Origin of the sequence: Hymenobacter profundi (assembly GCF_019334315.1) — a bacterium.
GTDB classification, from domain to species: Bacteria; Bacteroidota; Bacteroidia; order Cytophagales; family Hymenobacteraceae; genus Hymenobacter; species Hymenobacter profundi.
Window position 1 is genome coordinate 1 of the sequence record NZ_JAHWGL010000052.1, and the last position, 21,972, is coordinate 21,972.

18 protein-coding genes are annotated in these 21,972 nt (G+C 57.3%); 11 read left to right on the forward strand and 7 right to left on the reverse strand.

Annotation, left to right across the window (positions count from 1 at the left end):
* Window positions 1-95: 95 nt before the first annotated feature.
* The gene (locus tag KYK14_RS12820) at window positions 96-905 is read right to left on the reverse strand and encodes a DUF4382 domain-containing protein (RefSeq protein WP_219159312.1); all 810 of its coding nucleotides are present in this window, start codon (window positions 903-905) and stop codon (window positions 96-98) included.
* 118 nt (window positions 906-1,023) lie between these two features.
* On the reverse strand, window positions 1,024-4,095 hold the full coding sequence (locus tag KYK14_RS12825) for an AsmA-like C-terminal region-containing protein (RefSeq protein WP_219159314.1): 3,072 nt from the start codon (window positions 4,093-4,095) through the stop codon (window positions 1,024-1,026).
* 225 nt (window positions 4,096-4,320) lie between these two features.
* Between KYK14_RS12825 and KYK14_RS12830 the strand changes: the two genes are divergently transcribed.
* The gene (locus KYK14_RS12830; RefSeq protein WP_219159316.1) at window positions 4,321-5,376 is read left to right on the forward strand and encodes a PorP/SprF family type IX secretion system membrane protein; all 1,056 of its coding nucleotides are present in this window, start codon (window positions 4,321-4,323) and stop codon (window positions 5,374-5,376) included.
* A 67-nt stretch (window positions 5,377-5,443) separates the two neighbouring features.
* Entirely contained in the window at window positions 5,444-6,691 is a 1,248-nt protein-coding gene (locus KYK14_RS12835; RefSeq protein WP_185281803.1) for an SUMF1/EgtB/PvdO family nonheme iron enzyme, read from the forward strand.
* A gap of 141 nt (window positions 6,692-6,832) precedes the next feature.
* On the opposite strand, the gene KYK14_RS12840 is transcribed toward KYK14_RS12835, so the two are convergent.
* Entirely contained in the window at window positions 6,833-7,237 is a 405-nt protein-coding gene (locus tag KYK14_RS12840; RefSeq protein ID WP_185281802.1) for a hypothetical protein, read from the reverse strand.
* Window positions 7,238-7,395: 158 nt separating this feature from the next.
* Here KYK14_RS12840 and KYK14_RS12845 point away from each other — a divergent pair, with 158 nt between their 5' ends.
* Entirely contained in the window at window positions 7,396-7,737 is a 342-nt protein-coding gene (locus KYK14_RS12845; RefSeq protein ID WP_208306845.1) for a hypothetical protein, read from the forward strand.
* Window positions 7,738-7,864: 127 nt separating this feature from the next.
* Here the strand turns inward: KYK14_RS12845 and KYK14_RS12850 are convergent, their stop codons facing one another.
* Complete coding sequence (locus KYK14_RS12850; RefSeq protein ID WP_219159318.1) at window positions 7,865-9,415, reverse strand: hypothetical protein; 1,551 nt, start codon at window positions 9,413-9,415, stop codon at window positions 7,865-7,867.
* Between the two features lie 253 nt (window positions 9,416-9,668).
* On the opposite strand from KYK14_RS12850, the gene KYK14_RS12855 reads away from it, so the two are divergent.
* The 3 genes from KYK14_RS12855 to KYK14_RS12865 all read left to right on the forward strand — a co-directional run bounded on the left by KYK14_RS12855 (window position 9,669) and on the right by KYK14_RS12865 (window position 11,616).
* Window positions 9,669-9,887, forward strand: a complete 219-nt coding sequence (locus KYK14_RS12855; RefSeq protein ID WP_185281799.1) for a CsbD family protein — start codon at window positions 9,669-9,671, stop codon at window positions 9,885-9,887.
* A 164-nt stretch (window positions 9,888-10,051) separates the two neighbouring features.
* Window positions 10,052-10,711, forward strand: a complete 660-nt coding sequence (locus KYK14_RS12860; RefSeq protein WP_484825531.1) for a DNA-processing protein DprA — start codon at window positions 10,052-10,054, stop codon at window positions 10,709-10,711.
* Window positions 10,712-10,785: 74 nt separating this feature from the next.
* The gene (locus KYK14_RS12865) at window positions 10,786-11,616 is read left to right on the forward strand and encodes a DUF1206 domain-containing protein (protein ID WP_219159320.1); all 831 of its coding nucleotides are present in this window, start codon (window positions 10,786-10,788) and stop codon (window positions 11,614-11,616) included.
* A 119-nt stretch (window positions 11,617-11,735) separates the two neighbouring features.
* Here KYK14_RS12865 and KYK14_RS12870 read toward each other — a convergent pair whose 3' ends face one another.
* A complete protein-coding gene (locus tag KYK14_RS12870) occupies window positions 11,736-12,950 on the reverse strand; it encodes an NAD(P)-dependent oxidoreductase (protein ID WP_219159322.1) in 1,215 nt (404 codons plus the stop codon).
* A 212-nt stretch (window positions 12,951-13,162) separates the two neighbouring features.
* On the opposite strand from KYK14_RS12870, the gene KYK14_RS12875 reads away from it, so the two are divergent.
* From KYK14_RS12875 to KYK14_RS12885, 3 genes are all read left to right on the forward strand, one after another.
* Window positions 13,163-14,125, forward strand: coding sequence for a helix-turn-helix transcriptional regulator (locus tag KYK14_RS12875; protein ID WP_219159324.1), 963 nt, complete (start codon window positions 13,163-13,165; stop codon window positions 14,123-14,125).
* Between the two features lie 91 nt (window positions 14,126-14,216).
* On the forward strand, window positions 14,217-14,609 hold the full coding sequence (locus tag KYK14_RS12880) for a RidA family protein (RefSeq protein WP_219159326.1): 393 nt from the start codon (window positions 14,217-14,219) through the stop codon (window positions 14,607-14,609).
* Window positions 14,610-14,683: 74 nt separating this feature from the next.
* Window positions 14,684-15,274 (forward strand): YdeI/OmpD-associated family protein, encoded by a 591-nt coding sequence (locus KYK14_RS12885; protein ID WP_219159327.1) that lies wholly within the window; start codon window positions 14,684-14,686, stop codon window positions 15,272-15,274.
* 70 nt (window positions 15,275-15,344) lie between these two features.
* Here the strand turns inward: KYK14_RS12885 and KYK14_RS12890 are convergent, their stop codons facing one another.
* Complete coding sequence (locus KYK14_RS12890; RefSeq protein WP_246601830.1) at window positions 15,345-17,504, reverse strand: S9 family peptidase; 2,160 nt, start codon at window positions 17,502-17,504, stop codon at window positions 15,345-15,347.
* Window positions 17,505-17,736: 232 nt separating this feature from the next.
* Here KYK14_RS12890 and gcvP point away from each other — a divergent pair, with 232 nt between their 5' ends.
* A complete protein-coding gene (gene gcvP / locus KYK14_RS12895; protein WP_219159331.1) occupies window positions 17,737-20,664 on the forward strand; it encodes an aminomethyl-transferring glycine dehydrogenase in 2,928 nt (975 codons plus the stop codon).
* Window positions 20,665-20,800: 136 nt separating this feature from the next.
* On the opposite strand, the gene KYK14_RS12900 is transcribed toward gcvP, so the two are convergent.
* Complete coding sequence (locus tag KYK14_RS12900; protein ID WP_185281788.1) at window positions 20,801-21,115, reverse strand: SH3 domain-containing protein; 315 nt, start codon at window positions 21,113-21,115, stop codon at window positions 20,801-20,803.
* Between the two features lie 201 nt (window positions 21,116-21,316).
* On the opposite strand from KYK14_RS12900, the gene KYK14_RS12905 reads away from it, so the two are divergent.
* Window positions 21,317-21,931, forward strand: a complete 615-nt coding sequence (locus KYK14_RS12905) for a DUF4136 domain-containing protein (protein WP_185281787.1) — start codon at window positions 21,317-21,319, stop codon at window positions 21,929-21,931.
* Window positions 21,932-21,972 lie beyond the last annotated feature (41 nt).

Here is a 21,972-nt window from a genome sequence, read left to right on the forward strand (position 1 = left end):
AAAAACCAAAAACAAACCAAAAAATAAAAGAAGAAAAAGAAGCGCCCCCCGGCCACCGCGAAACGCCCTTCTCTGTTACTACAATTCGGTATACGTTACTTCAGATCTACGCTACCCAGATCGGTAATCTGCGTGTTCGTAACCGTTATGCCGGTACGCACTACGTGTTTCAGGGGCGAGGGGGCAAAGAACTCGACGCGGTAGGTGCCGGCTGGTACGCCGCGTAGCAAGAAGCCACCCGAGGCGTCGGCAAAGGTGCTGAGCGTATCGTTGGGCGTTGTAGAGGTGCGGATGGCCAATACCTGCGGCTGCGCCGTGGTAGGCGTTACGCTGCCCTTGATGCCGCCGGCTACGGCCGTAGTAATGGCCCGGATAACGGGCTTCAGCAAAAACCGGTCTTTGTCGGCCTTGTTGCCGTTGCCACGCTCCACAATGGACTTCGCCACGTCGAAATCGAGGAGGACGGTGTAGGTAACGTCTTGCGTCAGGTCTGCGTCAATTTTGAGTTTCAGTCCCGAGGTTTGCGCGCTCGGCGTTTTCAAATCATAGCGCGTACCGTCGCGGGTAACCAGGTAGTTGTTGGCGCCCAGCACCAGCCGAATCTGCGAAATACGGCCGGGTGGGAAGTCGGCGCTGGCTAGCAGGGCCGAGCGGCCATTCACGAAATCCAGTACGTTATACTGGCCAGCTTTAAGCAGTGGCAACGCTTGCCAGCCGTTTTCATCGTTGGTGTCATCAGCGTGGATTTGCACTTGTTGTACATCCAGCATTACAGCGCTAAAGTCTCCGGGCGCATCTGACAGCAGCACTTCCATCTTGGCCATGTTGCTGCCAGAATCTTTGCTACAGCCTCCCAGTGCCAGAAAAGTCGCTAGGGCCAGCGGAAACAGACGAGTTGTTTTCATTCGGTAGTCAGGTAAGAAAATAGAATAAAAAAGCGGCAAGCATTTCTTGTAAAGTGCCTGCCGCTCCGAAGTGAACCGCTTTACGACAAAAACTAAGCCGTAATTTCGGGATAAAATCCTATTTCAGTGCCTTGGTTGTATCTACCGGGGCTGGAGTAGCGGCCGGCTTTTTCTTGCCGAAAATCAAGTTGTTGAGACCTTGTGTGGCCTTTTCCTTCAGCTTGGTTTCGGCTTCGAGGCGCTTCTTCTCTATCTCCTGCTGCGCTTTGGCTTGTAACTCCTGCTGGCGCTTCGCTAGTTCAGCGCGGGCACTGTCTTGGTTGAGCAGGGCTTTGGCCGCAGCGGCTTGCTTAGCGTTGGTCAGCTTGCTGTCTACTAGACCGCCTACTAGGCTCTTGGCCACTTCGGTAGCCTGCGTTTTTACACTGCCGGTCGTCAGCTTCACCTTGGGGTCTTTCACTGTGCCGCCAATGTTCAAGCCCAGCGTCACGCGGTCGGTGCCCTTGATGTTGGACACGCCCGTGAGCGAAGTGAGCTTGCTTTGCAAGGCGTTGCCTACCTGCCCGGTGGGCATGTTGATGGCCGTCACGTACTCCAGGTTGCCGTTCACGTTGTTAGAGCCGCCCACAGTCATCTTGATATCGCCCACATTCACATCGAAGGGCTTCACAATGAAGCTGCCGTTCAGGATTTCGGCGGCCACATCTTTGTTCTGCACCGCAAACTTCTTGAGCGCCTGCACCTGCGTGAGCGAGCTGATGGTGTTCAGCACCGGCGAGTTGTTCACAGCGGCGCTTACTACCTCAAACAAACCCTTGCCCGTGAGCGTGCTATAGACCGGCATCATGTCCTGGCCCATTTCGCCGCTCACGTTGAAGTTTGTAGAGAACACGCCCTCTAGGTTGCTGGCCAGCGGTATCAGCGTTTTGATGGAGTTGAAAGCGTTGAAGGCGTTTTGGAAGTTCAGGTTCTTGATATTCAGACCCATATCGAACTTCGGGTGTTGCAGGTTTTTGCTGCTGTAGCTGCCATTGGTAGCAAACGAGCCGCCCAGAGTGTTGAAATTCAAATTGTTGAGCTTCACGGCTTCGTCACGTACCACTACCTGCCCCTTCACGTCGTTGAGCTTCAGGTTGTCGTACACCACTTGGTTCACGTTGCTGTTCAGCGTCAGGTCGAAGTACTTCGGGATTTGCAGCACGCCGTCGGCCTGGGTAGCAGTGGTAGGCGCTTTGGTAGTGGCTACGGCGCCGGTGGTCGGCTTCTCGCTCACCTCATCCACCATCCACTCGTTCACGTTGAAGCGGTTGCTGTTCACCGTCAGCGTGCCTTTCAGCGACTGGCCGGGCGTGAACAGGTAGCCCAGGTAGTTGCTAATCACACCCGACGCCGCAATGTCTGACGACCCCACAAAGCCAGCCATGTCCTTCAGCACAATCTGGTCGTTGTTGAAGGTAGCGGTGGCCTTGGTGATGCGCATGCCTTGGGGCAGGTCGGTGCTCTTGTAGGTCACGTTGCTGGCATTCACGGTGCCCGAGGCCTTCACGTTCTGGTAGCGCTCGGCTTCTACATCGGCCATGCTACCCTTGGCGGCCACGTTTCCGGTGAGGCGGCCCGTCACGGTCATGCCTTCCAGCGGGAAAATCTTGGTGATTTTGGTGAGGTCGATTGTGCCGTGAATGTCGGTGTCGAACACCGGCTTATCAATGTTCTGAGCAGCCAAACGACCTTCCAGTGGCTCACCATCCAGCAGCATCTTAAACTGCGGAATGTTAATGCGCGTGTCGTTCACTTGGCCCGTGGTGTTGGTCACGGTGCCGTTCAGCGTCAGGTTCTGGATGGGTGCCGGAAACTGCTTCGACTTCACGTAGCCGTTGGTCAGGTTCATCTTGGCATTCACCACCGGCATCTGCGTTTCGGAATACGTGCCTTTGCCTACCGCATCTACAAACAGCTGTCCGCGCAGGGTGAGGTCCTCTACCGGATACACCTTGGTCATCTCGGCCAAGTCCACGTTGGCTTTCACGCGGCCGTCTACCTTCATCGGCTCCAAACCATCAATGGCTACGTTGCCATCGATTGGGTTTTTGCCGAGGTCGAGGTGGAACTGCTTTACGTTGACTTTCACGTTGTTGGTGAAGCCTGAAGGATTGTCTACCACCATGTCCACGTTGATGTTGCGGGCGGCCTCGGGTAGCTGCGGGTACTTAAACATGCCATCTTTCACTTGCAGGTTCACACCGTAGCCGGGCATCCGCAGGTCGTTTTGCACGCCTTTCAGGTAGCCATCGAAGGCAATTTTACCCGTGGTATTGATATCCTTGAACTGCTCTGAGTACATGCCCGGCACCACGCTCAGCACGTTTTTGAAGTCCGTTTCCAGTGCCTTGAAGGTCATGTCATAGGTAATGTCGGTGGCGTTGGGTAGGCCCACGCTACCGGCAAACTGCGCCGGGAAATCGTTTAGCTTCACCTTGTTGTCTTTGAAGGTGAACAGCATCTTATCCAAGTCCATTGCCATCGTTACATCGGCATCAAGCGTCGCCTTGCTGATGTAGTTGGCACCGGCGTAAGTCATCCGAAAGCCGTCGGCGGTGGTCTGCGAGGTCATGTCGAAAATGTTCTGCTCGAAGTCGCCGGAGCCGGTGTGGTTCACGTGGCGCGCTTCCATCGCAAACGGAATCGACTGGTCATCGTAGCGCAAATGGCCATTGTTGATCTGCCAACCCTTGATGGCCACGCTCACGGCCGAGGTATCCACATCGGTCTTGGCCGCCGCTGCCGAATCAGACAGGAAAATGTCCCAGTTGGCGCGGCCGCTTTTCAGCACCCGCAGCGAAATATCCGGCTCGTCCAGCTCCACCGATTTCACCTTGATCTGGTCGCCGCTCACCACGCTCATCAGGTCCATCCCTACCCGCAGGGCGGGCAGGTAGGCCAGCGTGTCGCGGGCAAAGGAGTCCTGCCCGATGATGCGCAGGTTTTCTACGCTCAGCGCCAGGTTCGGGAAGTCGCGGAACAGGCTCACGCTGATCTGGCTGGGGTCGTACTCCACCTTGGCGGCCACGTGCGCGGCCAACTGCTTGTCAAACGCCGCTTTAATTTTGTCCTTGAACAAAAACGGCGCGGCGGCCAGCGCGGCTACCAGCACCACCACGAAAATCAGCAGGCCAATCAGAAATTTACGCATAGGAAGAAAATATCAGGAAGAAAGGGTAGTAACTATTTGGCAGCGAATCCAGTGCCAGACCAGCCACGCGTGCAAAAGTAGCACAGAACCAGTGGCTGGTTTCCATCGTCTACAACGCTTCAGCAGAGTGAAACAGATAAAGCGCCAGGAATTTGGCATTTTCGGGGCGCGTTTCCAGCGCAGCGTACCAAATGAGGTAGGGCCCGCGTTTAGGGCATCAGCAGTATGGCAACAACATCTACACGGCGGGGAGAGCAAGGGGCGCGGCGACTAGCCGCCGCGGTGGTAGCCGTAGTAGCCAGTATGACCACCACGCAGGGGCAGGACTTATACTTCGCGCAGCCCTACGCCTCGCGTTTGCACACCAACCCGGCCTTCACGGGCCTGCTCGACGATTATAGTGTTACGCTCAACTACCGCAACCAGTTCCCTACCCTGGCTGGCACATTCCAGACCAGCCAGCTCGGCGCCGACTACCGCTTTGCTGATCAGCGTAGTGCCGTGGGTCTGCTCCTAAACGTAGACCGCACCGGAGCGCTGGGCCTCACCAAGTTTCAGGTAGGCGGCCTCTACGCCTACCACATGCGCCTCAACGAGCAGGTGGCGCTAAGTGCTGGCGCCAGCGTCAGCTACGGCCGCCAAACCGTCAGCTACGGCAACCTGCTGCTCGGCGACCAGATCAGCGACGACGGCACTATTTTGGGCGGTCCGTCGGCTGACCCGTTGCTGTTGCAGTACAACCCGGTGAACTATTTTACCCTTGGCACGGGTATGGTACTGTACACCGAGCGCGCCTGGGTAGGCGTGGCGGCGCATCATCTCAACCAACCCGACTTGGGCTTCGTGGAGCAAAGTGTTTTACCTATTCGCTTGAATTTTAACGCGGGCTACAAATATTTTTTTGCAAAAAGCGTTATCAAGGGCGAAGCACGCGAAATCAGCCTGACGCCAACGGTTAGTTACACCCGGCAAGGCAGTTTGCAGCGCGCAGAGGCTGGTTTTTACTTCACTACCACGCCGGTTACGGTAGGCGCCGTGTACCGGGGCGTGCCGTTGCCGGGCTCAAATCATCCGCAGCAGCTGCTTACCGGAATTGTTGGCCTGAGTTTTGGTGCATTTCGGCTCGGTTATAGCTACGACGCTAGTCTGAGCGCGTTAAGTGCCGATTTGGGTGGGGCGCATGAGGTGTCCTTGGCCCTGCGGAACTTTGACCGGCTGGAAGCGGCCTGGCGGCGTCTGAAACGGCGCAACTACCCCGCGGCGCCTTGTCCGGCGTACTAGTTTTTTGTAACATTGCACCGAATTGCCTTCCGTAAAATCTTCTATCACAGGTAGTTTCTACTCAATCATGAATTTCTCCAAGTACCTGCGTTTCGCCATTGTGGGAGCCTGTGCGCTGGCTTCGTGCAAAAGTGGCCCACGCACCGCCACCAAGCCGGGTAAGTACAGCTCCACCACAGGTATTGAATATAATACTGAAGAGGGGATGAAAGTGGCAGACTACGCCGGCATTCCCGAAGGCCCTGGTCTGATCTTCATTGAGGGCGGCCGCACGGTGCTGGGCTCGGCAGAAGAAGACATTGCCATGACCCATGACAACATGGAGCGCACGGTGACCATCGCCTCGTTCTACATGGACGAAGCCGAGGTAGCCAACATTCACTGGTTGGAATACCTGCACTTCGTGCGCAAAGACTCGTCGGAGGAATTCTATCAGTCGGCCCTACCCGATACCACCGTATGGGCGCGTGAGCTGTCGTTCAACGACCCCTACGTAGATTACTACCTGCGCTACCCCGGCTTCCGCTACTTCCCGGTAGTGGGCGTAAGCTGGCTGCAAGCCAATGACTACTGCACGTGGCGTACGTCTAAGGTAAACGAAAACCTGGCTGGCCTGAGTGGCGATGGAGAGAGCAGTGGCGGCAAGCGCGGTCTGTTTGGTCGTAAGAAGAACGCTCCGGCTGCTGATGCTGCTGAGGGTGGCGAAAGCAAGAAGCCTTCCATTGAGGATGGTAACACGCTGCCGAACTACCGCCTACCTACTGAGGCTGAGTGGGAATATGCTGCACAGGCCCTTATTGGCACGCAGGAAACCGGCAACGAAAACCAAGAAAACAAGCGTATCTATCCTTGGGATGGCCGCCAGGTGCGGAACTCCTATGGCAAGACTCAAGGTCAGTTCCTGGCCAACTTCAAGCGCGGCCGCGGTGACTACGCCGGTATTGCCGGTGCTCTGAACGACGGCGCTATGATTACGGAATACATCTACAACTACCCACCCAACGACTATGGCCTCTACAACATGGCCGGCAACGTGAACGAATGGGTACAGGATATCTACCGTCCGCTGTCATTTGAAGATGTGGAAGACCTGAACCCCTTCCGCCGCAACGGCTTCCTCGACCCCGCCGAGAAATACGACAAGAAAGGCTACCAGTCGCTCATCGACGACCATGTACGGGTGTACAAAGGCGGCTCTTGGCGCGACGTAGCCTATTGGCTCTCGCCCGGTACGCGTCGCTTCATGGCGGAAGACTCGGCTACCGCTACTATCGGTTTCCGCTGCGCCATGATCAACGCCGGTTCGAACAAGTAAGATTACGACTACAGAATCCGAGAGTTTTAACGAATTTCGCGAATTCTGTAAGAGGATTAAAAAGCAAGAGGCCCAACCATCTGGTTGGGCCTCTTGCTTTTTTTGTGCTTCATATCCAGAAGCTAACAGCTAACAGCCAACTTATTTCGACAAGGTATTGCCGAGCTGGATGAGCAGCTTGGCTAGCTTCTTCAGCGGGTTGGTGTAGTTGTTACTAGCTTCTTCGGCCACTTTGATGGTTTCGGCGCCTAGCACGGCCAGGGTTTCGGCAATGTCGTGGTTTTGACGCTCGGGAGCCGTGAGCTGCTCGCGCAGAGCCGACAACTCCTGAATGATTTTGGCTAGGCCGGGGTGGTCGGAGGCGCGGAGCACTTCTTCCCAGCGGTCTACCTCGGCCAGACCGTGCTTCTTGTCTTTACCTTTGGTAACGTCGGCATCCAGTAGGTGCAAGGTGTCATCGAGGAGCACCTCCTTTTGTTGTTCCGTCACGTCGAGCGGTACAGTGGGGGTAGGGGGCGTTTGGGGAGTGGAGGCAGTGGAATCCATAAAACAGGAAATGAAATCAGTGGAAAGTCGAGAGCGACTATATGCTGCTATACTGCCTTTGAAAAAGAAAAGTTAATGCTGCACGTGAAGTGGGTTACTTTTCTGCCTCACCGTGATTAAGAGTAAGTTCTATAACTCACCTTATTTCCTCTGCAATCATGAAAATGTCTTTCAAAACCCTTCTACTAGCTGCCAGCTTCGCTACCTTCTCTGTGGCTTCGTGCACCCAAGCCGAGCAAAACCAGGCAGAAGCCAACACCGAAGCCGCCGCCGACAACGTGGAAGCTAACGCCGAAGCGGCTGCCGATAACACCGAAGCCGCTGCTGACAACGCTGGCGATGCCATCGAAAACGCAGCCGAAAACACTGGCCAAGACATCGAAAACGCCGCTGAGAAAGCCGGCGACAAAATGGATGCTGCCGCCAACAAGGCTGACGCCAAAATTGACGCCGCGGCCGCTGATGCCAGAGCAGAGATGAACGCCGCCAAGCGCGACTAAATCTGATCCAGCGGGAGTATCTCGCCTGTAAAAGCAGCTTTGCCAATCATCGGCAAAGCTGCTTTTTGCTTATGTGCGTAAGCTCTTGCTACAAATTGACCGCCGCTACGAGGCTACTATCCTGCTCTCAATGAACTGTTTGTCCTACCGGTGGGGCACTGGCTACTTCTAGCAATACTTCGTAGTAGGGGCGGCCCATCATGCGGGCGTGCAGCCAGCTGTAGAAGCTGAGGGCCTGTAGATCTTCGCGTACCAGGGGTAGGAAAGTAGGCATCTGGCGTACTTGCTCCGCAAAAGCGGGTTGCGTTGCTGCTGCCGGATTGTCAATAATATCGCGGACGCGGACTAGGTAGCTTAACACGTAGGCGTAGGGGCCAGTTTCGGCTTCGGGCGACCGTTCGCGCACAGTACGCTCAATGGCGCGGAGGCGGTTGAGAGCCAACTCGCTGTGGCCTAGCTCTAATAGCGTCAGCATCTCGCCCAGGTTCTTGTTCAGCATCCACTCCAGGCCCATCTGCTGTTCGCACCAATGGTCGGAGCGGCCAATGCTGATGAGCACTTGGTTGGTTTTCTGGAACTTGCCTTCAGCGAAGTAATGAAAAGCCAGACCCAAACGGGCTGTTAGCTCGTTGGCCAGGGGTAGGGGCTGACGGGTATCGTGTAGGGCTTCTTCCAGCAGTTGAATGCTTTCGTGGTTGCGGCGAAGGAAGGCGTAGGTGGCGGCCAGCAGCAACGTGTAGCGGGCACGCATCTCCAGGTAGTGCGTGCGCGGACTTTCGGCTAGCAGTGCCTGCATGTGGGTGAGGTAGCAGGTGGTTTCCTCGAAGCGGCGCGAGCGGTACAGCGCGTGCGCAATCATGTAGAGCAGGCGCAACTGGTACTGCCGCTGGGCGGGGGCAAAGCCGTGTCGCTTTTCCATGAGATGGTAGCAGCGTAGAATAAACGGCGCAAACGACACAAAATCGCGGCGCACCAGCATGGCACTGCGCGCAATGGACACCAGACGGCAGAGCAGCGCCGGCCGTCGGGCAAAGGCCTCCTGTAAGTCGTACTCGCGCAGGGTGTCGGCCAGCACCGCATCAAACGACTCGCCGGCCCTACCCTTGGCGCGCAGCTGGCGCAGGCGCTGGCGCATCAGGCTATCCACAATGTTGGCGCGCTCTTCCTCATCGGCAGCCTTCTTGTTGAGGTTGCGGCGCCGAATCAGGTCAGTCAGGTCGTCGGCGCAGGCGTGGTGGGCTTGGGCAATCTGCAGATTGTATACGGTATTCAGCGCCTCAAACTGGTCGTTTTGCAGGCCCAGCTTTTCGGCTTTGCGCAGGGTGTTCCAGGCCAGGCGCGGCACGCCGGTTTCGAACAGATACTGCGCGAGGATAAGCAACCCGCGCACCGACGAGGCCGCCGTAGCGTCCTGCTGACGCTGGCGTAATAGTAGAAAGTCGGTGAGGCTACGTAGCAGGCGCTTGCGCAGGGCATAGTAGGCCACAGCGTTGGGCTCCGTGGGGTAGAGGCGGGCCAGCAGCTCAGGGGTAGGGTAGGCCCGCGGGTGTAGCAGTAGCTCGCACAAGCGCGTGTCGAGGCGGCCTTTTTGCTTGCGACCCTGGCGCTGCAAAAAGTGCAGAAATTCCTTGCGGTCGTCGGGCGCGAAAGTGAGAAGCGTGGTGCGAAGGTCATCCATGGCTAGTGGGCACCTAAGGCAGCTGGTAGGCCAGTGTGGGGGTAGTCAATCATTGGATAAGGATAGGATAATGAGTGCTTGCTAGTTGAAAGTAGATACAAAGCGCTTTCTAAATATACGGTTTTTGCAGGGGCGTATATCAGTAGCTAACGCATCCTGCTAAGCTCGACAACTACGGCTTATTGGTCTGCGTATACTATGGGTAGGTACACCGCCTATTTCTTCTCTTCCACCCATTTCAACTTTTTCACTCATGGATATCAACGATAATAAAATCAACGACCAAACTGAACTGCGTGCTCGCGGCAACTGGAACGAAATCAAAGGCCAGACCAAGCAAAAGTGGGGCAGCCTCACGGATGATGACATGGATTACGCTGAAGGCAAGCAAGATGAGTGGTTTGGCCGTCTGCAAGAGAAAACCGGCGAAACGATGGACGACATTAAGAACTGGTTCAACCGTACGTTCTAGTTTTCAGCGAAAACCAGAACGCTTTCTGGCTTTTCTAGCTTTATAAAAGTCCCGTGCCATTCAATATAGCACGGGACTTTCCGTTTTCTAAACGCTTCTATGCTTTTGCAAAGCGTTTGCTCTACCGCCCTTTCCGGCAGGCAAGGCACAGGTACCGGGCCAACGTGCGACTACAATGGGTAGTCGGGGCCACGCTGAGTACCGGTTGTGCTGGCCTGACTGCCGCCTACCAATCAGCTTTCTTTCGTATGACTACGGCTCCCGAAGAGTTGTATAGTCTGGGTAACCTGGATTTGCTACAACTGCCTAAAACTGCCTTTTTTTGCTCGCGCAACTACCCACCTACCATCCGGCGGGGCACGTACCTGTGGGCGCTGGAACAGCGTACCCGGCATCGGTGCATTGTGTCGGGCTTTCATTCCGAAGTGGAGCAAACGGTGTTTCGCTACTTGTTGCGTAGCTCTCCCCAGCCGGTAGTGTATGTGGTAGGGCGCGGCATTCAGCCGTCGCTGGCCCTAGAATACGAGCGCGAGATTGAAGCCGGGCGCCTAGTATTTGTGTCGCCCTTTGCGGCAGATGTGCTTAGCACAACGCAGGAAACGGCTGATATCCGCAACATGCTGGTGGTGGATTTGGCGGATCAGACCTTCATTCCCTACATGAGCGCAGCCGGTAACCTCGACCGCCTGTTACGCACAGAACGCTCCAGCACGAAGCCGTTGGTTACGTTGAACGTGCCGGAAAATGCTGCGTTACAGCATCAGCGTCATCAAATTTATCAGCCTCTCTCCCTGCTAGGAGGCAAGCGGGCGGCGCAGGGCTAATCTTTAGCCAAGCACTAAGCGTATATGTAAGGACCAAGGCTGCTGCTGTATGGTTGCCTGTTTCCCCTCCACGTATGTCTGCTGCTGATACTTTACAAGCTTCTCTCCCTACTACGCCTTCTTCAGGCATTCGAATGCTGGCCCGCTTCGGATTTGCGGCCAAAGGCGTTGTGTATGGCCTAATGGGCCTGCTGGCGTTGCTGGCGGCCACTGGCCAGCAGGAAGGTCAAACCACCGATAAGCAAAAGGCAGTGCATACCCTACAGGAGTTGCCCGGCGGTTCTATCTTGCTGGGGCTCATTGCCTTTGGTCTGTTAGGCTACATTGTGTGGCGATTGGTGCAAGCCTTCCGCGACACGGAGGATAAGGGCGATGGAGCGAAAGGAATTGCCCGGCGCGTGGGCTATGCCGCCAGCGGACTTGTATACGCCAGCTTGGCTTGGTACGCGGCGCAGTTAGCCATGAGCAACTCCGCCGGTGGAAGCGGCAACACCAAGCAAACCTTGACCGGAAAGATATTAAGCTGGCCCGGCGGGGAATGGTTGATTATGCTGGTAGGGTTGATCACAATCGGGGTAGGTATCTACCAAATATACCGGGCGTATTCTGGTTCTTTCCATAAAAACGTGCAGAGTAGCGATATTCCGGCAGGGCAGCAGACTAAGGTCTACCGTCTGGGGCAGGTAGGCTACACTGCCCGCGGTATTGTGTTGGGTATCACGGGCTACTTTTTTGTACAGGCTGGTTTGCAGTCGCGCGCTACGGCCGTTGGCGATACAGAGCAAGCCTTCGACCTCCTAGCCAGTATGGGACCCGTCGTTCTGGGCATTGTAGCGCTGGGGCTGATAGCCTATGGGCTCTATATGCTGGTGCAAGCCAAATATCCCGTTCTCAAAAAGGTCTAAAGGTCAAGGTAGTATAATCATCTACGAAAAGGCCCGCCGTGAGTAACCGAGTTACTTACAGTGGGCCTTCTGCTTTGCTCTCTATTTACTTGCCCTGCATTGGGCTGAGTAGGTAACTACTAATCAGCCACGTAATCGTTGAGATACTGGTAGCGAGTTGTTAGCTCGCCGTTGCGGGCAATGGTGGCGCGCTCTAATACGCCCTGCGGGTCGCCGCCCAGCAAGTGGGGTAGCACGTTGTCGATGAGTTGGCGGCCGAAGTCGCGGCTGGCGTTGCGGGGTAGCTCGCAGGGCAGGTTGTCGACGGCCATCACGGTGAGGTGGGTAGGAGCGGAGTAAGGCGGCCGCAACTCGCCGGTGGCAGGGTCGTAGTCGAAGGTAGGCTCTGGAATGGTCGTGCTGCGCTTGGTGGTCGGGATGGAGCCGTTCACATCGCACGTCACGTCGGCAATAACGCGGGGACGGAAATCGGGCCGGCGGGTGTCTTCTTCCGAAAACAAGCGCGGTGCGGCCGGGTGCCAGTAGGCGCAGGCAATCAAGACATCTGTCACGGGCAGAAACTTGCCAAAGGTGCTGCCATATTCCTGCGGGTTGCGGTGAAAATCAGGCGTGTCCCATACCCGGCCGTCGCGGCGGGCGTTGTAGTCGGAGGAACGCAACTGGGTGAACACCGGCTCGTTGAAATCGAGGTAGAGGTAGTCGTACACGCTCACCTGCCGGATGCCCATGCGCCGCAACACTTCCAGCGCTCCTTGTGCTACCCTTCCCGAGCCCGTCACGGCCAGTTTGATGGGCGGCAAGCGCTTCACCTTGAAAAACTCTTCCTCCATATCTTCCATGTCTTGGCACTGATAGGCGGGCTTCAACTGGTAGAGGCCATACTTGCGCCCGTAGGTGAGCAGGCCGTTGTAGGCGCCCACAATGCCGGCCCAGCGCCCGAAAGCAATAACCCGCTCCCCGTGTTCATTGGTCAGCAACTCGTAGTCAATCAGTGTGATGCGCTTTTGTAAGACCTGCCGCAGCAACTCGCGGTTGGCGGGCTGCTTTTTCACGGTGTGCGAGAAAAACAGGTAAGTTTTATTCGGAATGAGTTGCTCTACGGGCACCTCCTTCACGCCCAATAACACGTCGCAGTCGGCTACCTCTGGCTGCACCGTAACGCCTAGGGCGCGGTACTCGTCGTCGGAAAAAGCGCGGATGTCGCTGCTCTGCACAACCAAATCGAGGCCGGGGAAGGTATGGATGGCCTCGTCGCACTTGTTAGGCGTGAGTGGCACGCGGCGGTCGGGCGGGGTTTTGCCTTCGCGAATGATACCGAGTTTGACTTTTTGCATGGGTGGAAGCTGAACGGGTGGGTAGGAGGCAAGTAGGCAAATTAAAATGTCATTCCGAGCGTAATGAGGAATCTGAGCAAGAAGTTATTTGCAGGCAAGCAGTCTATTCTTCCGTTTTTCTCCGATCAGTAAACAGCCTCTTATTCAGCTTCCTCGCGCTGCTCGGAATGACACGAATAGGTACCCGGTAGTCCTCGTATTTTTGGAGTACTATGAATCGATTTGACCGCATCACGGCTATTCTTATCCAGTTGCAAGCCAAGCGCGTGGTAAGCGGCCCAGCTCTGGCCGAGCGGTTTGGCGTGAGCCTGCGCACCATTTACCGCGACTTGCGCACGCTGGAGCTGGCCGGCGTACCCCTCTACGGCGAACCAGGGGTAGGCTACTCGCTGGCCGAGGGCTACCGACTACCGCCTGTGCTATTTACGCGTGAGGAAGCCACTGCCCTACTCACCGCCGAGAAGCTGGCTGCCCGCCTCACCGACGCGCCCACAGCCCGGCTCAGCGGCGCGGCCATGGACAAGCTGCGCGCCGTGCTGCGCCGCACCGACCGTGACTACCTCGAAACCCTAACGCCTCACATTCAGGTGCTGGGGCCAGTAGGGCAGTCCGGCTACCTCAATATCTATCAGCAGCTGGTAACGGCCGTGGCCGCGCAACAAGTGGTGCACCTACGCTATCAGGGCGCCGAAACCGACCAACCTACCGCGCGGGCTGTAGAGCCCATTGGGCTGTACCTCAGTCGGCAGTGGCATGTAGTGGCCTACTGCCGGTTGCGCCAAGCATTCCGCAACTTCCGCCTCGACCGCATTCAACAGTTGGAAATCAGTACCGAAATCTTCGCAGCCCGCCCCGAAACGTTGCAGCAGTATTGGGCCGCCGAGGCCGCCCGCCGGGGTAGGGAAAAAGTGGTGCTTCGGTTTCAGCCCGCGGCCGCCCCACCGGCCTTGGTGCAGCACTTGCACGACACCAAGCGCCAGTACGGCTGGATACAGGAGGAGCCTTTGCCCGATGGCGGTTTGGAAATGACCTTGCTCATTGGCTCCCTGCCCTACCTCGCTACGTGGCTGCTGCCGTACGCGGGTGCCATTACGGTGCTGGAGCCACCTGCCTTGCGGGAGCACCTGCGCGAGCTGGCCCAGCGCGCCTATAACTTTTTTTGCACCACCGAATAAGATGCTGACATAGGGCTGTCAGTAGGTAGGCGGACCTTTGTGTAGTCAAGTGACGAAAAGGCGTTTTACCCACACTCAACCCACAAAGCAGATGCAAAAGCAAACGATTGACCCCTGGAAATGGGGTGAGCAAACCAATTCGGTACAGGCCGTCGAAATCAAACAGGCTGAGGGCACCCTCTACTGTTCCGGGCAGGTAGCCATCGACGCAGCAGGCCAGCCCAGCACCGCCGATATGAGAGCCCAGCTTATCCAGATCTTCGGGAACCTGGAGCACCTGATTGATACGGCCGGGTACGAATGCCAGGGCATTGTCCGGCTGAACGTATTCACTATTTCCATGATGGAGTTTTTCACTACCTGCGGCGATGTGTATCAGGAGTGGATTGCCAAGCATGGCATCAAGCAGGCAACTACTATGTTCGAGGTGAAGGGCTTATACGCCAATCTGGGCGTGGAGCTGGAAGCCACCGTGGTGAAATAAGTAGCGAGGTAGGCGGAGCACCACAAAATGCTCTGCCTACCTTTCACCTAGCCTCTCAACCCACCAAAGACGCCATGGCTGAAAAAGAACTACCCGTTTTTCGCCCGACAAGCCGGCAGCACTGGCGCGAGTGGCTGGAAGCGCACCACCTCGAACAACAAGGTGTTTGGTTGGTGTATAGCAAAAAGAAATCAGCTATACCTTCTCTGACGTGGTCCGAAGCAGTGGATGAAGCGCTCTGTTTTGGGTGGATAGACAGTAAGGCTGAGTCCATCGACGAAACAACGTACCGGCAGTTCTTCTGTCCCCGCAAAACCAAAAGTGGCTGGTCGAGAATCAACAAAGAGAAAATTCAGCGCCTGCTAGCGGCAGGGCAAATAGCCCCGGCCGGCCTAGCAAGCATCGAAACGGCCAAACAGAACGGCTCCTGGACGCTCTTAGATGAAGTGGAAACACTGCGCCTACCGCCCGACTTGGCACACGCCCTACACCAACAACCAAAAGCCGAAGCGTACTTCGCCAGCCTGAGTCGCACCGACAAACGGAACCTGTTACAGTGGCTGGTGCTGGCCCGCCGCCCGGAAACCCGCCAGAAACGTCTCACCGAAATAGTGGAATTGGCTGAGCAAGAGCTGAAACCAAAGCAGTTTCGGGGCCGGAAGTAATCCTAACGCAAACGCCCCGCGCAGTCGGTTAAGACTACGCGGGGCGTTGCTTTTCCTACCCTGCTAGTGCTTATCGTCCGGCTGTGCGCGGGTCGGGCTTGGGCTGCATCTGGTAGTCGTGGGGCGGGGTGGCGCCGGCTAGGTTCTGCACGAAGTAGTCCCAACGGCGGCGCGTCATGTAAGGCGAGTCCTGGCCGTAGCCGTGGGTAGCGTTCGGGAAGATGACCAGGTCGTAGCTCTTGTTGGCTTTGGTGAGGGCATCTACCACCAGCAGCGTGTTGTAGGGCGGCACGTTGTTGTCCATCATGCCGTGAGCCAGCATTAACTTGCCTTTCAGGTTTTTAGCCGATACGGCGTTGGCCTGGTTGTCGTAGTTGGAAGCGCCGTTGTCCTGAGCCGTGAGCAGGCCAATGTACCGCTCGCCCCAGTCGTCCTCGTAGTTGCGGTTTTCGTGGTTGCCCGACTCGGAGATGCCTACTTTGAAGAAATCGGGGTAGCGGAACATGGCCGCGGCCGTGGCATAGCCGCCCCCCGAGTGCCCCCAGATGCCCACCCGGTCCAGGTCGAGGTAGGGGTATTTCTGAGCCAGCTGCTTGATGCCGGCTACCTGGTCGGAGAGGGTGTTTTCGGCCATGTTGCCGTAGCAGGCATCGTGGTAGCTCTTGGAACGCAGCGGGTTGCAGCTGCCTTCTAGCACCACTACCACAAAGCCCAGTTCGGCCAGCGCCTGGTTGTCGCCGCGCGCCGCCAAAAACGACCAACTACCCACGCTGCCGCCCTGCGGACCAGGATAGATGTAGTCGATAACCGGGTACTTCCGGCTGGGGTCCAGCTTGGTGGGCGTGAACAGGAGGCCGTGTAGGTCCAGCTGTCCATCGTGGCTTTTCACCAAGATGGGGGTAGGGGCTTTCCAACCGGTGGCCACGAGGCGCGAAATGTCGGTCTTCTCCAGCGTCAGGAGCAGCTTGCCGTCCAAGTTGCGCAGCACGCTCACGGGCGGCACGTCGGGCTGGGAGTAGGTATCAACGAAGTAGCGGCCTGAGGGCGAAAACTCGATGCGGTGGTTGCCTTTTTCGGGGGTGAGTAGCGTGAGGCCCTTGCCGTCTAGGCCAATGCGGTAGAGGTGGGTGAAGTAGGGGTTGCCTGGCTCCCGCCCATCGGCCAGGAAGTAGAGCTGGCGCTTCTGCTCGTCTATCTTTACCAGCTGCGTTACCACCCAGTTGCCCTTGGTAATCTGGTGTTTAACTTTGCCGGTGGTGGCGTCGTAGAGGTAAAGGTGGCCCCAGTCGTCGCGCTCCGAATACCAGATGATTTCCTTCGATTTCGGCAGGTAGGCCCAGTTAATGGCGCCCTGGCCCGACTCGTACTGGGTGGCTACCTTCTCCTCGAACACCTCCCGTACGGCGCCCGTTTGCGTGTCGGCAATGCGGAACTTCTCCTCCTTGTGGTCGCGCGAGGTCGAGACGAAGGCCAACTGCTTGGCATCGGCGCTCCAGTCCACATCGTCGAAGGTGCCGCTGCTGGAAATGTCGTCGGAGAGGGTGCCGCGGTGCGGATCGGGCGGAAGTTGCAGGCGCACCACCTTGGCCGGGTTCACCTCCACAATCACCCGCTCAATGGTGATAATGTCCTTGTCGCCGGGTAGGGGATATTTCCAGCTTTTCAGGGTAGGGTGGCCTACGTTGGTGGTCACCAGATACATGTCGCCTACCTTGCGCTGGTCCTGCTGGAAGGTGGCAATCTTGCGCGAGTCGGGCGACCAGCGCAGCACGGGCCGGTCGCTGCTGCTCCAGCCGGCGTTGTCGGTGGCATAGCCGTAGTCCTTCTGGCCGTCGGTGGTCAGCTGGGTTTTCTGGTCGGTTTGGGTGTTGCGCACCCACAGGTTATAGTCCTGAATATAGGCCGCCAGCCGCCCGTCCGGCGACACCACCTCATTGCGGTCATTGGGGTTGCTTTGGGCCTTTGCCGGGGTAGGCGCCACGGGCGGGGTAGCACTGACAGTGCGCGTCTTGCGGGCCGGGTCTACCAGCACGTACTCGCTACCCTGCGCCGTGAGCGTGCGGTACCAAAACCGGTCGTTGTCGAGCCAGTTAAGTTGGCCCAGGGTGTGGTCGATGAGCGGCTGGGTATTGTAGCTCATAAACTGCTCGGCGCGGGCGTAGTCCTGCGCTGTGACGGTGGTGGGCTGCTGCTGCGCCTGAGCGGCGGCGGAGACGAAGCACGCCGCCAAAGCAAGAGGTAAAAAATGGCCGCGCCTGAAACTGAGCAAGTGAGAAATAGGGTTGAGGTTGGGCATGAAGGGAAGTAATTCGGTTGCCGGAGTAAGTTAAGCAGGAGCTAGCAGGTTCGTGTTATGCGACGCAACATGCTGCAACTATATAGGTCTACTCTGCCCCTTTTCGCACTACCTTTGTATAGGCCGATTCAAAAGCCTTTTCTACCGTCACTTCTACGCTGCTTACATGACCCTGAAACCTCAGCCCGCCGACGTATTCGTAGACCGCCACAACGGCCCCGACGAAGCCGCCGTGGCCCAGATGCTGCGCACCATCGGCGTCGACTCTCTCGACCAGCTCATCGACGAAACCGTGCCGGCCGCTATCCGTTTGAAGCGTCCGCTCGACCTGCCCGCTGCCCTCACGGAGCGGGCTTTTTTGGCGAAATTCGCGCAGATTGCTGGCCAGAACAAGCTCTATAAGAACTACATCGGCCTAGGGTATTATCCTACCCAGCTGCCGCCCGTTATCCAGCGCAACATCCTCGAAAACCCCGGCTGGTACACCGCTTATACGCCCTACCAGGCCGAAATTGCCCAAGGTCGCCTCGAAGCCCTCATCAACTACCAGACAATGGTAATGGAGTTGACCGGGATGGAAATTGCCAACGCTTCCCTGCTCGACGAGGGCACGGCCGCGGCCGAGGTGCTGCACATGTTCCACTCGCAGACTAAGAAGAAAAACGCGCATAAGTTCTTCGTATCGGAGCAGGTGCTGCCCCAGACGATTGATGTGGTGCGCACCCGCGCTACCCCCCTCGGCATTGAGCTGGTGGTAGGCGACCATCGCACCGCCGACCTCGCCGACGAAGCCCTGTTCGGCGCCCTGCTGCAATACCCCGCCGCCGACGGCGCCGTATACGACTACACCGACTTCATTTCGAAGGCACATGAAAGCGGCCTGCTGGTAGCCGTAGCCGCTGATTTGCTGGCCCTTACCCTGCTCACCCCTCCCGGCGAGATGGGTGCCGACGCTTGCGTGGGCAACTCTCAGCGCTTTGGCGTGCCCATGGGCTACGGCGGACCGCACGCCGGCTTCTTTGCCACCAAAGATCAGTTCAAGCGCGTCATTCCGGGCCGCATTATTGGGCAGAGCATTGATGCGGCTGGCAACAAGGCCTACCGCATGGCCCTGCAAACTCGCGAGCAGCACATCCGCCGCGAGAAGGCTACCTCCAACATCTGCACGGCGCAGGTGCTGCTGTCGGTGCTGGCGGGTATGTATGCCGTGTACCACGGTCCGCAGCGCGTGCGGCAGTTTGCTGTTAATGCGCACGCCCTCACGCAGTTGCTGGCGCAGGAGTTGGCCGCTCTGGGCCTGGAGCAGCAAAACGAATTCTTCTTCGATACGCTGACCCTCAAGCTGGAAAGCGAGGAGCTGCAAACGGCTATCCGGCAGGAAGCCGAGGCCGCCGGCATTAACTTCCGCTACTTCTCCCAGGAAGGTACGGCCCGCGTGGGCATTGCCCTGAACCAGAACACCGAAGCTGAAGACGTAGCCGACATCGTGCGGGTGTTCGCGAAAGTGCTGGGCAAGTCGTTCGACAGAACGCTGACCCTACCCACTGAAACGGAGCTGAATTGGTCTGAGGCACTAGTGCGTCAGAGCGCCTACCTCACGCACCCGGTCTTCAACACGCACCACTCCGAAACTGAGATGCTGCGCTACATGAAGCAGCTCGAAAACAAGGACCTGAGCCTGGCGCACTCCATGATTCCGCTCGGCTCGTGCACCATGAAGCTGAACGCCACCGCCGAGATGATTCCGGTGACGTGGCCCGAAATCGGCGGCTTGCACCCCTTCGCCCCACGCGAGCAGGCGAAAGGCTATACCCAGATTTTCAACGATTTGGAGCAGTGGCTCTGCGAAGTTACCGGCTTTGCGGCCGTGAGCTTGCAACCCAACTCGGGTGCCCAGGGCGAGTACGCCGGCCTGCTGGCCATCCGCGATTACCACGAGGCGCAGGGCAACAGCCACCGCAAAGTAGCGCTCATTCCAGCCTCGGCCCATGGCACCAACCCTGCCTCGGCCGTAATGGCCGGTATGCAAGTAGTGGTGGTGAAGAGCACCGAGGACGGAAACATCGATGTGCAGGATCTGAAAGACAAGGCCGCCAAGTATGCCGATACCCTGTCGTGCCTGATGGTGACCTACCCCAGCACGCACGGCGTGTACGAGGAAACCATCATCGACATCTGCCAGACCATTCACCAGCACGGCGGCCGTGTGTACATGGACGGCGCCAACATGAACGCCCAGGTGGGCCTCACCTCGCCCGCCACCATTGGCGCCGATGTGTGCCACCTGAACCTGCACAAAACGTTCTGCATTCCGCACGGCGGCGGCGGACCCGGTGTAGGTCCCATCGGCGTAGTAGCCGACCTGGCGCCCTACCTGCCCGGCCACGTGGTGGTAGATGCTGAAGGTCGCACGGCCGGCGCGGTATCGTCGGCGCCGTGGGGTTCGGCCAGCATCCTACCCATCAGCTACGCCTACATTTCGATGATGGGTGGCGAAGGGTTGACGCAGGCTACGCGCATTGCTATTCTAAACGCTAACTATCTGAAGGCGAAGCTGGAATCGCACTACCCGGTGCTGTACGCTGGTGCCAACGGCCGCTGCGCCCACGAGATGATTCTGGACTGCCGCCAGTTCAAGAAGGCCGGCATCGAGGTAGAGGACATTGCCAAGCGCCTGATGGACTATGGTTTCCACGCGCCTACTGTGTCGTTCCCGGTAGCGGGCACGCTGATGGTAGAGCCTACCGAGTCGGAAAGCAAAGAGGAGCTGGACCGTTTCGTAGAAGCAATGGTGAAGATCCGGGAGGAAATCCGTGAGGTAGAACAAGGCCGCGCCGATGCCAAGGACAACGTGTTGAAGCATGCTCCGCACACCGCCGCCACCGTATTGGTGCACGACTGGACGCGCCCCTACTCCCGCGAGCAGGCGGTGTACCCCACTGACTACGCCCGCGCCTACAAGTTCTGGCCCGCCGTATCGCGCGTTGACTCAGCCTACGGCGACCGGAACCTGATCTGCTCCTGCACCTCTACCGAGGACTACGCCGATGAGCCTGAGCAGTTGGTACAGGCCGACAAAGGCCCGTCGTATTAAGCTGATAGCTAACGAAGTCGACTTCGCATTGCTACACAAAAAGGTGCGTGTAGTTGAGCTTTAGGATTATTGAAAGCAAAACCGGCCGACGCTTCTGAAGTGTCGGCCGGTTTTGTTATAAAACGGAGGGTAGGAATTACCATTGCTTCGGGAAGCATGTGCGGTACATATAGCCGGTTACTACCTTGTCGCCGTTGCTCACGCGGGCTTTCACGAAATAAGCATCTACAGAGTCAATTACCTGCACCTGCATACCCGATTTGATTTCTGCCAGTTGAGGCGAATCCTTCTTCATGCCATCATATAGGATGCATTCAACGGCAGCCGTGCGCTCAACTGGGGCTTTGGAAGCGTGGCTGTTGCCACGGCCATCTTCGCGGGCAGCGTTGCAGCCACCGAGTAGGGTAAGGGCCAATAAGCCTGAAAAGGATACGCGTACTGTTTTTTTCATGGTAAAGGAAGTATGGTGTAATGCGGAAAAATTTATATTTTATCAACTTCCTCGCCCAGCTTCCTGAGTATAGCAATTTCGATACCAGAGGTGCTAACTAACGGGGAACGTTGGCTTTACGTGTGGTGTTTACTCTATACCATCGGCCACCTCGCCACGTTATAGCGAGGGCCTGGTTTCTCCCACGTTTTTAACTTTCGTATGAATCGTATATCCCGTTTCCTGAATCGCTCTGCCACGTTGGCGCTGGTGGGCGTTGCTTTGCTGCTAGGCGCTAGCAGCTGCGCCACCTCTTCCCGGGTAGGCGTCTCCTCCGATTTTGACCACGCCGTGAACTTCCGGGCTTACAAAACCTGGGCGTGGTATCCACAGCAGCCGGTAGATGCAGAGGGCGGCCCAGCCAAGGGCTACGAGTCGTTCTTGGATCAGCGCCTGCGTACGGCCATCGACCGGGAGCTGACCAACAAAGGCCTGACGCGGGTTGAGAATAACCCCGACATCTACGTGGCCTACAATGCCAAGGTAGAGGAAAAGCAGTCCGCATCGCCCTACTATAATGGCTTGGGTTACCCCTACTATGGTTATGGCATGTATGGTGGCCTATATGGCAGGGGCTACGCGCCTATGAGCCAGTATGCGGCCGGCACAGTCATCATCGACTTAGTAGATGCCAAGCGCAAAGAGCTGGCGTGGCGCGGTTCGGGCCAGGCTCAGATAGATAACAACCACTCTATCTCGGAGCAGGAAGTGTACCGAATCGTGAACGGCATCATGGGCGTGTACCCGCCTTCCGATCAGGCGCAAGCCCGTCGCTAAGCTTCTTCTCGATTAAATAGAAAACCCCGCTAACATCGTGT